The following is a 14,060-nucleotide window of genomic DNA, read 5'->3' as shown; positions in this document are numbered from 1 at the left end:
AGGCGCACGAGGGACGGGGCCGACGGGTGCTGCGGGTGCCTGCGGCGGCTCACCGGCCGGTGAGCCGTTCCTGGGCCTCGCTGTAGCGGGCGCCGGCGACCTGGACCTGGTCGGCGGCGTCGGTGATCTCGGTCAGGTCGTCCGCGGTGAGGTGGACGTCGGCGGCGCCGAGGTTCTCCTCCAGCCGGGCCAGGCGGCGGGTGCCCGGGATGGGCACGACCCACGGCTCGCGTGCGAGGAGCCAGGCCAGGGCGAGCTGGGCGGGGGTGGCGCCGCGGTCGGCGGCGAGGCGGCCGAGGAGGTCGACGAGCTGCTGGTTGGCCTGGCGGTTCTCCTCGGTGAAGCGGGGGATGCTCGTGCGGACGTCGTCGGCGGCGAAGGTCGTGGTGGCGTCGACGGTGCCGGTGAGGAAGCCCTTGCCGAGCGGGCTGAAGGGGACCAGGCCGATCCCGAGCTCGGCGAGGGTGGGCAGGACCTCGTCCTCCAGGGTGCGGGTCCACAGCGAGTACTCGCTCTGCAGGGCGGTGACGGGGTGGACGGCGTGGGCCCGGCGGATCGTGCCGGCGGCGGCCTCGGACATCCCGAGGTGGCCGACCTTGCCCTCGGCGACGAGCTCCCCGACGACCCCGGCGACGTCCTCGATCGGCACGTCGGGGTCGACCCGGTGCTGGTAGAGCAGGTCCACGTGGTCGGTGCGCAGCCGGCGCAGAGAGCCCTCGAGGGCGCGGCGGACGTCCTCGGGTCGGCTGGACAGGCCGGTCTGGTTCCCGTCGGCGTCGAAGGAGAACCCGAACTTGGTGGCGATGACCACGTCGTCGCGGTGGGGCTCGAGCGCCTCGCCGACGAGCTCCTCGTTGACGAAGGGGCCGTAGACCTCGGCGGTGTCGAAGAACGTCACGCCGCGGTCGACGGCAGCGCGCAGGAAGGTGACGGCCTCGTCGTGGCCGGGGCCCGGTCCGTAGCTCTGGCTGAAGCCCATGCAGCCCAGGCCGAGCGCCGAGACCTCCAGGCCGGTGCCCCGGGCGGGCGTGCCGAGGGTGCGCGTGTCCATGGTGGTCTCCGGTCGTCGGTGGGTCTGGTGGGTGGTCAGCGGTGCGGGCGGTGCTCGTCGGCCGGGTGCGACGCCCGGTGCGTGGCGTCGGCCGCGGTGCCCCGCGTGGTGCGGGCCCCGGCAGGGTCGGCGGCGGGGGTGGTGGCGTCGGTGGTGGCGGCCAGGACGGCGAGCAGCTCGAGGGCGTCACCGGAGGGTGTGCCCGCGGCGGCGGTGTAGGCGGTCAGCACCAGGCGGGACGGCGAGGCGAGCTCCATCGCCTCGAAGTCCAGCTCGAGGCGTCCGACCTGGGGGTGCTGGAAGGACTTGGTACCGGTGCGGTGCAGCCGGACGTCGTGGGCCGACCAGCGGGTGCGGAACGCCTCGCTGCGCACGGACAGCTCCCCGACGAGGTCGGCGAGCCCGCGGTCGAACGGTGCCCGGCCGGCCTCGGTGCGCAGCAGCGCCACGGCGGTGTCGGCGGCGACGTCCCAGTCGGGGTAGAGGTCGCGGGAGCGGGGGTCGAGGAAGTTGAACCGGGCCATGTTCGACGGGCCGGGAGGGTCGAGGAGCATCGGCGCGTACAGCGCCCTGCCGAGCCGGTTCATCGCCAGCACGTCCAGGCGCCCGTTGCGCACGAAGGCCGGTGAGCCCGTCATCGCCTCCAGCAGCCGGTGCACGCCCGGGCGCAGCGCCTCGCCGTCCCCCGCCGACGGCGTGCGGCGGACGGAGGGGCGGGTGCGGGCGGCCCGGGCCAGGTCGGCGAGGTGGCTGCGCTCGGCCTCGTCGAGCTGCAGCGCCCCGGCCAGGGCCTCGAGGACCTCGTCGGAGGCGCTCTTGAGGTTCCCGCGCTCCAGGCGCGTGTAGTACTCGATGCTGACCCCGGCGAGGGTCGCCACCTCACCGCGGCGCAGCCCGGGAACCCGGCGGTGGCCGACCTGCGGCAGCCCCACCTGCTCCGGGCTCACACGGGCCCGGCGGGTCGTGAGGAACTGCCGCACCTCGGCGCTGTTGTCGGCCACACCGCGACGCTAGGCGCCCGCGGCGCCGGCAGCCACGGGCGAGAGGGCCCCTGCCGGTACCCCCCAGCGCAGGGCCCCGTCCCCGGCTTCCCCTCGGCCCGGCAGGGGCGTGTGCTGAGCCTGCGGGGCCGAGCACCCGGTGGCAGGACCACCGGCCCGGTGCCCGACGGTCGACCGGCCGAGGCAGTCGGCGGCCGCCACCGGCAGGACGACGACAGCAGGAGGACCGACATGGCCGACAGCAGCAGCAGCGACCGGGGCGACGACCAGGAGCAGAGCGCGGCGCAGGAGCTGGTCGGCGACATCTCCCCGACGCTGGCGCGCCTGACCGACGACGTCCTGTTCGGGGACGTGTGGACGCGCGAGGCGCTCTCGCCGCGGGACCGCAGCCTGGTCACCGTCGCCGCGCTGGTGACGACGGGCGCCACCGACCAGCTGCGCGCCCACCTGGGCATCGCCCGCACCAACGGGGTCACCGACGAGGAGATCGGCGAGGTGCTCACCCACCTGGCCTTCTACGCCGGGTGGCCCCGGGCGATGGCCGCGGTGGCCGTGGACCGCGAGGTCCGGCGGGGCTGACGCTCCGCCTGCTGCGTCAGGGCTCGTCCTGCGGGTGCTCGGCCAGACCGCCCGCGACGACGCCGCGGGCCAGCAGGCCGGCCTGCTGGGCGGCGACCCGGGCGGCGGCGCTGGTGCGGACGGCGGGCAGCAGGTCGACCGGGACGGCGAAGACGGTGCGTCGCATCGCGCGCTGCTCGACCAGGCTCCGCCGGTCGTAGAGGGAGCGGTCGACGTCGCCGCGGCCGGCGCCGGCGCGGGCCCAGGCCGACAGGTGCACGCTGCTGGGCTCGGCGGCGTGCAGGCACACCACCGCCCGCGCGGCCGCCTCGACGTCGTTCACGCCCTCGGCCAGGGCGTGCCGGGCACCGAGGTGTGCTCGGCGCTCGCCGTCGGGCACGGTGCGCACCGGTGTCGTCACGGCCGCTGATCCTGCCGCCCGGGTGGGGCAGGGACCCGACCGGACGACCCCGCAGCGGTCGGGCAGGACGACGCCGGGCCCGGTCGGGCACGGCGCCGGGGGTGCGGGTGACCGGCGCGGTCGGCCCCTCGTGTCGGTCGCCGCTCACCGCAGCCGGCGTCGGTCGTCCGGCTGCCGGACCGTCCGTCCCGACGCGTCCAGCGCCTCGAGCAGCGGGAGCGCCACCCGCCGGGTCGTCCCCCAGGCCCGGCGCGCCTCGCTGGTGGTGAAGGGGGACGGCAGGTCGAGGAGCGCGGCGGCGGCGTCGTCGAGGGCGCCGGGGGCCAGGACGACGTCGCCGACGCGGAGCAGCGCCCCGGCACGGACGGCGGCACCGAGCTCTCTCGGGCCGAGGCCGAGGTCGCGCAGCCGGTGCGCCTCGGGGGCGCGGAAGGGCTGCTGCCGCAGGTCGGCCAGCACCTCTCGCACGGCGGCCGCCACGGGTGCGGGGAGCTGGTCCGTCGGGCTCGCCGGGCGCTGCTGCGGAGAGGACCGCTGCGGCGCAGCCGGTCCCGGTCGCGTCGCGACGGGGACGAAGCGCCCGTCCCGCTCCTCGACCGCCTCGCCGACGACGGCGCGCACGACCTCGACGGCGGGCACGCCGAGCCGCCGGCGGGCCGCCTCCACGGGCACGCCCTCCGAGAGAGGGTCCAGCCGCGCCTGCTCGACGACCAGGTCGTCGAGCCGGCTCCGCAGGTCGGCGGCGTGGTCGGCGTCGACGAGCCACCCGTGAGCTCCGCTGCGCCGCAGGAGGTCCTGGACGACCTGCGCCGGGTGGCCCGCCCCGACGAGTGCCGCGGCCGCGACGACGCCGCGTCGACGCACCTCGTCCCGGACCAGCGCCTCGGCCCGGCCGGGGATGGGCGCGGCGGCGGGAACAGGTGCGGGGGAGACGATCCCGTCAGTCAGGAGCATCGCCGCCCGCGTCAGGTCGGCAGCCCGTGCCCGCGCCGCCCCGCGGCGGCGCAGGGCGGGCGGGTCGACGTCGAGCACGCGTACCCCCGCGACGACGGCACGCCGGCCGGGGTCGCGGAGCAGGGCGACGTCGCCGACGCGCAGGGGGAGCGGGGTCCGCAGTCGGAGCCGTACCACCTCGGGGCCGTCCTCGTCCGTCCGGCCGAGGTGCCGCGGCCGGACGGTGACCTGGGCGGCGCCGACGTGCAGCAGCGCCTCGCCCGAGAGGGCGTCGCGCTCGGCGCCGGCCGGTGCCGTGCCGCCGGCCTCCAGCGCGCGCCGCCGGACGGCGCCGGTGAGCACCACGTCCACCTCGACAGCCGTCCGCGCCGTCCCGGGGGCGAGGAGGGCGCTGCCGCGCGGCACGTCGTCGGCGGCCAGGCCCCGCAGGTTGAGCGCCACGCGCGCCGCACCCACGACGGAGGGCTGCGGCTCCTCGAGCGACTGCAGGCCGCGCACGCGCGTGCGCCGCCCCGCGCCGTCGGGGGGCACGGCCTCCAGCTCGTCGCCGGTGCGCAGCGTCCCCGCCGGCAGGGTGCCGGTGACGACGGTCCCCGCGCCCCGGACCGTGAACGAGCGGTCGAGCCAGACGCGCACCGGCGCAGCCGCATCGGTGGGTGGCAGCGACCGGACCAGCCGGACGACACCGGCGCGCAGCCGGTCCATCCCGGCCCCCGTCCGGGCGCTCACCACGACCGACGGCGACCCGGCGAGCGTGGTCCCCGCCAGGTGCTCGGCCACGTCGTCGGCCGTGGCCCGCGCCGCGGCGTCGTCGACGAGGTCGGCGCGCGTGACGACGACGAGCCCGGACCGCACGCCGAGCGCGTCGAGGGCGTCGAGGTGCTCGGCGGACTGCGGCATCCAGCCGCCGTCCGCGGCCACGACGAGCAGGACGGCGGGCACCGACCCGACGCCGGCGAGCATCGTGGGGACGAAGCGCTCGTGGCCCGGGACGTCGACGAGCGCGACCCGCTCCGAGCCGCCCGCGCCGTCGGCGACGTCGGTCCACGCGAAACCGAGGTCGAGCGTCAGCCCCCGGCGCTGCTCCTCCGCCCAGCGGTCCGGCTCACGGCCGGTGAGGGCGCGGACGAGCGCGGACTTGCCGTGGTCGACGTGCCCGGCGGTGGCGAGGACGTGCACCGCGCTCAGGCCCGCCCGTCGGCACCGGCCGCCAGGGCGCCGAGCACGGCGCGCCGCAGCGCCTCGTCGTCCTCCGGGGCGAGCGAGCGCAGGTCCAGCAGGCACCGCCCCGCCTCCACCCGGGCGACCACGGCCGGCGACCCGGCGCGAAGGGCCGCGGCGGCGGCCGCGGGCAGGCTCACGGCGGCGCTCGGCAGCAGCAGGCCCGGGGCGCCGCCCCCGCCGACGGCGGCACCGCTGGGGACGGCGGCGGCGTCGACGCCCGCTGCCGCCAGGGCGCTCGCCATCGCCTGCGCGCGGGCGCGCAGGTCCTCGACCCGCGCCTCGAGGGCCGCGCGCACCGGGGGCGCCGGACCGCGCAGCGTCGCCTCGAGCGCGGCGAGCGTGAGCTTGTCGACCCGCAGCGCCCGGGCCATCGGGTGCCGGCGCAGCTGCTCGACGAGGTCCGCGCGTCCGAGCAGCAGCCCGGCCTGCGGACCACCGAGGAGCTTGTCGCCGCTGGAGGTGACGAGGTCGGCCCCCGACCGCAGCGCGGACGCCGCGTCGGGCTCGTCCGGGAGCAGGGGGTGCGGGGCCAGCAGCCCCGACCCGGTGTCGACGACGACCGGGACCCGCCGGCCGAGCCGGCCGGCCGCCTCGTCGACCACGCGGGAGAGCCCGGCGACCTCGACCCCCGCCGTGAACCCGGTGACGACGAAGTTCGACGGGTGGACCTTGAGCACCATGCCGGTCTCCGGCCCCAGGGCGTCCGCGTAGTCGCGCGGGGCGGTCCGGTTCGTCGTGCCGACCTCGCGCAGCCGGGCGCCGGTCGACGCGACGAGGTCCGGGAGCCGGAAGCCGTCGCCGATCTCCACCATCTCGCCGCGGCTGACGACGACCTCGCGCCCGGCGGCGAGCGCGGTGGCGGCCAGCAGCAGCGCCGCGGCCCCGTTGTTGACGGCGAGGACGCCGCCGGCGTCGGGCACCGCCGCGGCCAGGGCCGCCAGGGCGTCGCGCCCGCGCCGTCCGCGGGCACCGGTGGCCAGGTCCAGCTCGACGTCCGTCGTCCCCGCGGCGGCGGACAGCGCCTCGACGGCCGCGGCGGACAGGGGCGCGCGGCCCAGGTTCGTGTGCAGCAGCACGCCGGTCGCGTTGAGCACCGGGCGCAGGCTCGCCGCCGAGGCGGGCAGCGTCGCGACGACCTCGCGGACGACGTCGTCGGGAGCCACCTCGCCGCTGCGCACCCGCTGCTGCACGCGCCCCACGGTCTCCTTGACGAGGGCACGCCCGAGCCGCCGCTGCGGCTCCGCGAGCTCGGGAGCCGCGAGGACGGCGTCGGTGCGCGGGGGCCGCTGCGCGGTGCTGCCCGGGGTCGCCACCGGGGCAGCGTAGGTCGGGGCCGGCGGGCACCGGCGGGCGGCCGCGGCCCGTCGCCGCGCCGCGGGAGGCCTCGGGGGAGAGGGCGAGGGGCGCGCGGCGGAGGCGGACGGGAATCGAACCCGCCAGACCGAGGTGCTCGGTCTCGTCGGTGTTGAAGACCGCGGGGCCCACCAGGAACCCAGACGCCTCCACGCGCCGGGCCAGCATGCCCGACGCCCGTCGGTCGCGCCGCGGGCGGGCCCCGGCGAGGCGCCGTCGCGGGAGGGCGGGCCACGCCGCAGACTCCTGCCGTGACCACGACCACCCAGGGGACCACCACCGACGACCGGCCCGGGCGGCAGCAGGTCGGCCGGCTCACCTCGTACGCCCACGGCGGCGGGTGCGCCTGCAAGATCCCGCCGGGTGAGCTCGAGGCGGTGCTCGCCGGCCTGCCCGGCCGTGGCGCCGCCGTCGAGGGGCCGGGCACGCTGGTCGTGGGTCTCGACGACGGCGACGACGCCGCGGTCGTCACCTCGGCGGCCACCCCGGGCACCGGTGTCGTCGTCACGGCCGACTTCTTCACGCCCGTCGTCGACGACCCCTACGACTGGGGGCGCATCGCCGCGACGAACGCCCTGTCCGACGTCTACGCCATGGGCGGGACGCCGCTCGTGGCCGTCAACCTCCTGTGCTGGCCGCGTGACCTGCTGCCCATGGAGGTCGCCGCCGAGGTCCTGCGCGGTGGGGCGGACGTCGGCCGCCTCGCCGGCTGCCACGTCGCGGGCGGGCACAGCGTCGACGACCCGGAGCCCAAGTACGGCATGGCCGTGACGGGTCTCGTCGACGTGGACCGGCTGCTGCGCAACGACTCCGGCGTCGCGGGTGTCCCGCTGTCGCTGACCAAGCCGCTCGGCGTCGGCGTGCTCAACAGCCGGCACAAGCAGACGGGGGAGGTCTTCGACCAGGCGGTCGAGGCGATGACGACGCTCAACGCGGACGCCTCCCGGGCCGCCGTCGCCGCCGGCGCCCGCGCCGCCACCGACGTCACGGGCTTCGGCCTGCTGGGCCACCTGTACAAGATGGCGCGGGCCAGCGGCGTGGACGCCGTCGTCGACGCCGCCGCCGTGCCCTACCTCGACGGCGCCCGCGAGGCGCTGCGGGACGGCTTCGTCTCCGGCGGCACGCGGCGCAACCTCGACTGGGTCCGGCCCCACCTGATTTGCGACCTCGGCGACGGTGCCGAGGACGAGCTGCTCCTGCTCGCGGACGCGCAGACCTCCGGCGGCCTCCTCGTCGCCGGGGAGGTCCCGGGTGCGCCGGTGGTGGGCGAGCTCGTCCCCCGCCGCGGGGCCGGGGCGCGCGTCACCGTCCGGTAGGTCCTCCTCGGCCACCGGACCCTGGGCGAGAGAAGTCGTCGACGTGCGGAGTGAAGGCCCGCTCTCGAGCGAGAAGTCGTCGAAGTGCGGGGTAGAGGGCCCTTCCAGGGCGAGAAGTCGTCGAAGTGCGGGGACCCGGACGTCGGACGGGACGTCGTCGACGTGCGTGGGTGGGGCCCGACGTCGGGCGGGACGTCGTCGCGGTGCCGACGCAGGGGGGAGCCGGCCGAGGTCAGGCGGCCGGCGCGTCCGCGCGGGCCGCGGCCGCCTCGGCGGCGCGCCGGCGGGCGTCCAGCCGCTCGCGCTGCGGGACCACCGTGTACTTGGGGTCCCGGGCCGAGACCATGCCCGCCTCGAAGATGCCGAAGCGGGTGAGCGCCGACCCGACGTTGAGCGCGACGCCGGCCACGACGCCCACGGCGCGGGATCGACCGGCGAGGAGCGAGCCGGCGGCCCCGACCACGGTGAGGACCTTCGCCGCCCGGAGCCACCGCCCCTGCCGGCCGGTCCGGTACGGCTCGCCGACCAGGCCGGTGCGGTGCTCCATCCGGTGGGAGACCCCCAGCTCGACCGCCGCACCGACCAGCGCGGCGCGGCGGGCCGGGCCCGCCTGGTCGGTGGGCACGGCGATCATGCCGAGCCCACCGGCGGCGGCCATCCCGCTGCCGGCGAAGACGAAGGGCAGCTCGGGGTAGGACTCGTGCCACGTCGGGACGGCGGTGTCCGCGATGAGGACGGCCGTGTACGTGGCGAGGGGCGGGCCGAGGGCGGCGGAGGCGACGCCGGCGACGCGGGCGACCGGCCCGACGAGCGGGAGCAGCGGCGCGAGAGGCTTGAGGTGCCCCGCCGCCAGCAGCGGGCCGCCGATCTCGGCCGCCGCGGCGACCCCGGCCGCCGTGCTGAAGGGCGAGAGGATCCAGCTGCCGACGGACAGCGGCGAGGTCACCTTGAAGACCCGCAGCATGTTGAGGAAGCGCGAGGGCATCCCGAGGTCGTGGATGAGCGCGACCACCGAGCCGATCGACCCGGCCGACGCGGCCAGGCGCGCCGTGCGCCGCAGCGCGGGCCGGTCCGTCGCGTCGGCCATCGCGGCGAGCACGGAGCTCGCCCCCGCCAGCCCGCCGAGGTAGAGGTACCCGGGGACGTCCGGGACCTTCCACGTCGGCTCGTGGATGACCTGGCGCCCGTAGTAGGAGCGGAAGTCGGCCTCGGGGACCATCAGCTCCTCGGGGCCGCGCCGACGGCGCTGCGACGCGCCCGGGCGTCCCCGGTCGGCGGGGCCGCCCGCGAGCGTGCCCTGCTCCGACGGCGTCCCCGAGGTCGGGACCCCGCTGCGGGCGACGGCCTCCGCCGTCCCCGTCGGCTCCCCGGCCCGCTGCGTCGCGGTGGTCGACGGCTCCTGCGGGCTCACCGACGGCCTCCCGCGAAGGACAGGACGAGGACGCCGAACATCGTGCCCGCCGCGAGCGCCGCCTTCTTCCACATGTCCGGCAGGTCCCGCGTCGTCACGACCGGGTCCGGCGGCAGGCCGTAGACCTCTGGGTCGTCGAGCAGCAGGAACATGGCGCCGTCACCGCCCACCCCGTCGTCCGGGTCGTGGCCGTACAGCTGGGCCTTCGGCTCGCCCTTCGCCTGCAGGGCGGCCAGCCGATCCGCGGCCCGCTCGCGGAGCTCGTCGACCGGGCCGAACTGGATGGACTCCGTCGGGCAGGCCTGGGCGCACGCGGGCGTCATGCCCTCGCCGAGACGGTCGTAGCAGAGCGTGCACTTGTGCGCCCGCCCCGTGGACTCCCGCTTGCCGATGACGCCGTACGGGCACGCGGGGATGCAGTAGCCGCAGCCGTTGCAGATGTCGTCCTGGACGACGACGGTCCCGAACTCGGTCCGGAACAGCGACCCCGTCGGGCAGACGTCGAGGCACGCGGCGTTCGTGCAGTGCTTGCAGACGTCGGAGGACATGAGCCAGCGGACGCCCTCGGGGGAGCCCGACGGGCCCTGCTCGCCGGCACCGGCCGACGCGGCGGGCAGCCCGCCCTCGTCGGTGGCCGTCTGCTCCAGGGAGGACAGGACGTCGAGGTCGCCCAGGTCGGCCGCCGACGGCAGCGAGCCGGCCCCGGACGGCGAGCCCCCGCCGGAGCCGCAGCCCCCGCCGCCCGAGCCGCACCCGCCGCCGGAGGACGAGCGGGAGGTCGGCGCCGACGAGGCGCCCACGCCCGGCATGCCCAGGCCCACGGGCGCCCGTTGCGGGACGGGCTGCTCGACGAAGGCGACGTGCCGCCACGTCGACCCGCCGAGCATCGAGCTGTTGTCGTAGGAGGTCCCCGTGAGGTCCATCTCGCCGGTGGCGGGGACCATGTTCCACTCCTTGCACGCGACCTCGCACGCCTTGCACCCGATGCAGACGCTCGTGTCGGTGAAGAAGCCCATCCGCGGCTGCGGGTCCTGGTACCCGGTGCCGGCGGCCGGCGAGGGCGTGTCGAAGAAGCCCGCCCGGTGGGCGCGCAGCTGCTCGTCGGAGGCCGACGGCAGACCGGTGGGACGCCGGCCGGTGGTGCTGTCCGTGCTGGCGCTCACGCGGGCGCTCCCTGGTCGTCGTCGCTGGAGGTGAGGAGGTGCACCGGCTCCGCCGGTGCTGCGCTGCGCGGGCCGGAGGCGCCGCCGGCCCCGGCGAGCTGCGCTCCGCCCTGCGCGGCCGGGACGTCGCGGTCGTCGGGCAGGCCCGCCCGCCGCCGCGTGGCCGCCACGTGCTCGACGAGCGCGGCACCGCGGGGACGGCGCCCCGGCTCGATGTCGCACGTGCCCACCTTGTCCTGGATGTGGGTGTTCGAGTCGAGCGCGATCTCGACGAGCTCGTTGGCGGCGTCCCCCGTCGTCAGCCCGTTCGAGCCCCAGTGCCAGGGGAGGCCGACCTGGTGGACGACCTGCCCGCCCACCCGCAGCGGCCGCAGGCGCTCGGTCACCATGACCCGCGCCTCGATGGCGCTGCGGCCGGAGGTGATGGTCGCCCACCCCATGTGCTCGAGCCCCCGCAGCCGTGCGAGCTCGGGCGAGACCTCGCAGAACATCTCCGGCTGCAGCTCCGAGAGGTACGGCAGCGTCCGGCTCATCCCGCCGGCCGTGTGGTGCTCGGTCAGCCGGTAGGTGGTGAACACGAACGGGTACACGGCGGTGCGGGCCGGGTTGCGCCGGTTGCCGGGCAGGTCGAAGTCCTGCCGCGTCGGGCTGTAGGTGACCTCGGGGTAGACCGGGTTGCCGATGGGCGACTCGGTCGGCTCGTAGTGCGAGGGCATCGGCCCGTCGGCGACCCCGGAGGGCGCGAACAGCCAGGCCTTCCCGTCCGTCTGCATGATGAACGGGTCGGTGCCCGCGATCGCGTCCGGGCCCGTGGCCCCCTCGGCGGGCACGTAGTCCGGGCGCTTGGTGGCCTCGAAGTCCGGGACGTCGTCCCCGGTCCAGCGGCCGGCGTCCTCGTCCCACCACACGAGCTTCTTGCGCTCGCTCCACGGCCGGCCCTGCGGGTCGGCGGAGGCGCGGTTGTACAGCACGCGCCGGTTGGCGGGCCAGGCCCAGCCCCACTCGGCCGCCGTGAGGTCCTGCTCCCAGCCCGGACGGCGGCGCGCCGTCTGGTTGACCTCGTCGGCGTAGGCGCCGGAGTAGATCCAGCACCCGCAGCGGGTGGACCCGTCGTCCTTGAGCGCCGTGTAGCCGGGCAGCGCCGCGTCGTCGGGCCCGGTGCCGCTGATCTCCCGGAGGACCTCCTCGGCCGACGGCTCGGCCTGCGGACCCTCGGTCGAGTAGTCCCACGTGAGGTCGAGCAGCGGGCGGTCCCGCGGGTCGGTGGACCCGGCGAGCTTCTCGCGCAGGATGCGCCCGAGGTGGAAGTAGAACCACAGCTCGCTGCGGGCGTCGCCGGGTGGCTCGACCGCCTTGTGGTGCCACTGCAGCAGCCGCTGGGTGTTGGTGAAGGTGCCGTCCTTCTCCACGTGGTTCGCCGCGGGCAGGAAGAAGACCTCGGTGCCGACGTCCTCCGTGCGCAGCTCGCCCGTCTCGATCTCCGGGCCGTCCTTCCAGAACGTCGCCGTCTCGATCATCTGCAGGTCGCGGACCACGACCCACTCGCTGTTGGCCAGGCCCAGCCGCTGGAGCCGGGCGTTGGCCGAGCCGACGGCGGGGTTCTCCCCGACGACGAAGTAGCCGGGGACCTTGCCCGCCACCTGGTCGAGCACCGTCTGGTAGGTGCCGTGGTCACCGGTCAAGCGGGGGAGGTGGTCGAAGCAGAAGTCGTTCTCCGCCGTCGCCGCGTCCCCCCACCAGCTCTTGAGCATGCTGACGAGGTAGGCGCGGCTGTTCCCCCAGAACCCGGTGCGCGCGGTGTCCTGCTCGACGTAGGAGTCCAGGTCCAGGCCGTCGCGGGCGAACGGCATGGGTAGGTAGCCCGGCAGGTTGTTGAACAGCGTCGGGATGTCCGTGGAGCCCTGGATGCTCGCGTGCCCGCGCAGCGCCAGGATCCCGCCGCCCGGACGGCCCACGTTGCCGAGCAGCGTCTGCAGGATGGCGGCCGTCCGGATGATCTGGGCGCCCACCGTGTGGTGCGTCCAGCCCACGGCGTAGGCGATGGAGCTGGTGCGCTCCCGGCCGCTGTTGCGGACGAGGGCGTCGGCCACCGCCGCCAGCTGCTCGGGGCTGATGCCGCAGGTCTCCTGGACCATCTCGGGCGTGTAGCGCGAGAAGTGCCGCTTGAGCAGCTGGAAGACGCTCCGCGGGTGCTGCAGCGTCTCGTCGCGCTCCTGCCCCTCGGGCACGTCGCCCGTGCTGAGCGCGTCCGCGCCGCCGGGGCCGGCGGAGCCCTCGTCGGCCGAGTCGGACGACCCGCCCTGGGGCTCGCCGGCCGCCTGCTGCGGGTCGCGCTGGCCCGAGGCGGCCGGGACGGGGCCGCCGCTGTACTGCCACGACGCGGGGTCGTACGTGCGCGACTGCTCGTCGTAGCCGGAGAACAGCCCCGCCAGGTCCTCGGTGTCGCGGAAGTCCTCCGAGACGAGCGTGGCCGCGTTGGTGTAGGCGACGACGTACTCGCGGAACTCGTGCCCGCCGGACAGCACGTGGTTCACGAGACCGCCGAGGAACGCGATGTCGCTGCCCGCCCGGATCGGCACGTGCAGGTCCGCCACGGCGGAGGTCCGGGTGAAGCGCGGGTCGACGTGGATGATCGTCGCGCCCTTGGCCTTGGCCTCCATCACCCACTGGAAGCCCACGGGGTGGGCCTCCGCCATGTTGCTGCCCTCGATGAGGATGCAGTCAGCGTTGGACAGGTCCTGCTGGTGCGTGGTCGCGCCGCCGCGCCCGAACGAGGTCCCCAGACCGGGGACCGTGGAGGAGTGTCATATGCGCGCCTGGTTCTCGATCTGCACGGCCCCCAGGGCCGAGTAGACCTTCTTCATGAGGTAGTTCTCCTCGTTGTCCAGCGTCGCGCCGCCGAGGCTCGCGAAGCCGAGGGTCCGGCGGAGCTGACGACCCTGGTCGTCGCTGTCCTGCCAGCCCCTGCGCCGGGCGTCGAGGACGCGGTCGGCGATCATGTCCATCGCGACGTCGAGCTCGAGGTCCTCCCAGTCACGCCCGCCCGGACGGCGGTAGCGGACCTTCGTGACCCGGCTCGGGGACGTCACGAGCTGGGTGCTGGCGCTGCCCTTGGGGCACAGCCGGCCGCGGCTGATGGGCGAGGCCGGGTCGCCCTCGACCTGGACCACCTTCTCGTCCTTGACGAAGACCTTCTGGCCGCAGCCGACGGCGCAGAAGGGGCAGACGGAGTCGACCACGCGGTCGGCCGTCGCCGTGCGGGCGACCGTCGTCTCCGTCGCGCGCGAGCGGGCCGCCGTCCCGCGGCCCAGCGCGTCGCCGGTGCCACGTCGTGCGGCGACGGCCTGCCGCAGGACGGGCCAGGGAAGCCTGTCGGTGATCGCCATCGTGCTCCTCGCGTGGTGCCCGTCCCGCGTCGGCGCGGGTCGGGCGTCCGTGCCCGGGCGTGGCCGCCCGGGCGTGCGGGAGCAGTGCACCTCACGACCGGCCGGGCGGCAAGGGGGACACGCGGTCCGGTGTCCCGGCGGTGCTCCGGCGGTGGGCGCGGCAGGACGGCAGGCGCGGCGGGGAGGGCGAGCACGGCAGGGAGGGCGTCCGGGGGCGGCGAC

General features: G+C 76.6%; 10 protein-coding genes and 1 tRNA gene. 2 read left to right on the top strand and 9 right to left on the bottom strand.

The genetic code is table 11. The features are described from left to right. Window positions 1-49: 49 nt before the first annotated feature. Window positions 50-1,051, bottom strand: coding sequence for an aldo/keto reductase (locus WDZ17_RS07150; protein WP_339574455.1), 1,002 nt, complete (start codon window positions 1,049-1,051; stop codon window positions 50-52). A 35-nt stretch (window positions 1,052-1,086) separates the two neighbouring features. Beyond that, on the bottom strand, window positions 1,087-2,052 hold the full coding sequence (locus WDZ17_RS07145) for a helix-turn-helix transcriptional regulator (protein WP_339574454.1): 966 nt from the start codon (window positions 2,050-2,052) through the stop codon (window positions 1,087-1,089). A gap of 231 nt (window positions 2,053-2,283) precedes the next feature. Between WDZ17_RS07145 and WDZ17_RS07140 the strand changes: the two genes are divergently transcribed. After that, entirely contained in the window at window positions 2,284-2,631 is a 348-nt protein-coding gene (locus tag WDZ17_RS07140) for a carboxymuconolactone decarboxylase family protein (protein ID WP_339574453.1), read from the top strand. A gap of 16 nt (window positions 2,632-2,647) precedes the next feature. Here WDZ17_RS07140 and WDZ17_RS07135 read toward each other — a convergent pair whose 3' ends face one another. The 4 genes from WDZ17_RS07135 to WDZ17_RS07120 all read right to left on the bottom strand — a co-directional run bounded on the left by WDZ17_RS07135 (window position 2,648) and on the right by WDZ17_RS07120 (window position 6,713). Next, window positions 2,648-3,031 (bottom strand): DNA glycosylase AlkZ-like family protein, encoded by a 384-nt coding sequence (locus WDZ17_RS07135; RefSeq protein ID WP_339574452.1) that lies wholly within the window; start codon window positions 3,029-3,031, stop codon window positions 2,648-2,650. 144 nt (window positions 3,032-3,175) lie between these two features. Next, window positions 3,176-5,164, bottom strand: a complete 1,989-nt coding sequence (locus WDZ17_RS07130; RefSeq protein WP_339574451.1) for a SelB domain-containing protein — start codon at window positions 5,162-5,164, stop codon at window positions 3,176-3,178. Between the two features lie 5 nt (window positions 5,165-5,169). Further along, entirely contained in the window at window positions 5,170-6,522 is a 1,353-nt protein-coding gene (gene selA, locus WDZ17_RS07125) for an L-seryl-tRNA(Sec) selenium transferase (protein ID WP_339574450.1), read from the bottom strand. A gap of 98 nt (window positions 6,523-6,620) precedes the next feature. Then, window positions 6,621-6,713 (bottom strand) — tRNA-Sec (locus WDZ17_RS07120). Between the two features lie 100 nt (window positions 6,714-6,813). Here WDZ17_RS07120 and selD point away from each other — a divergent pair. Continuing rightward, complete coding sequence (gene selD, locus WDZ17_RS07115) at window positions 6,814-7,878, top strand: selenide, water dikinase SelD (protein ID WP_339574449.1); 1,065 nt, start codon at window positions 6,814-6,816, stop codon at window positions 7,876-7,878. A 232-nt stretch (window positions 7,879-8,110) separates the two neighbouring features. On the opposite strand, the gene nrfD is transcribed toward selD, so the two are convergent. From nrfD to fdh, 3 genes are all read right to left on the bottom strand, one after another. Then, window positions 8,111-9,289, bottom strand: a complete 1,179-nt coding sequence (gene nrfD, locus WDZ17_RS07110; protein ID WP_339574448.1) for an NrfD/PsrC family molybdoenzyme membrane anchor subunit — start codon at window positions 9,287-9,289, stop codon at window positions 8,111-8,113. After that, the gene (locus tag WDZ17_RS07105) at window positions 9,286-10,305 is read right to left on the bottom strand and encodes a 4Fe-4S dicluster domain-containing protein (protein WP_422631874.1); all 1,020 of its coding nucleotides are present in this window, start codon (window positions 10,303-10,305) and stop codon (window positions 9,286-9,288) included. Before WDZ17_RS07105 ends, nrfD begins: the two co-directional genes overlap by 4 nt. 143 nt (window positions 10,306-10,448) lie before the next feature. Then, a complete protein-coding gene (fdh, locus tag WDZ17_RS07100; protein ID WP_339574446.1) occupies window positions 10,449-13,838 on the bottom strand; it encodes a formate dehydrogenase in 3,390 nt (1,129 codons plus the stop codon). Between the last annotated feature and the right edge of the window lie 222 nt (window positions 13,839-14,060).

Source organism: Pseudokineococcus basanitobsidens (assembly GCF_037482545.1).
GTDB lineage: Bacteria > Actinomycetota > Actinomycetes > Actinomycetales > Quadrisphaeraceae > Pseudokineococcus > Pseudokineococcus basanitobsidens.
The sequence above is the reverse complement of the archived record's forward strand: the minus strand, read 5'-3'. Positions and strand labels throughout refer to the sequence as shown.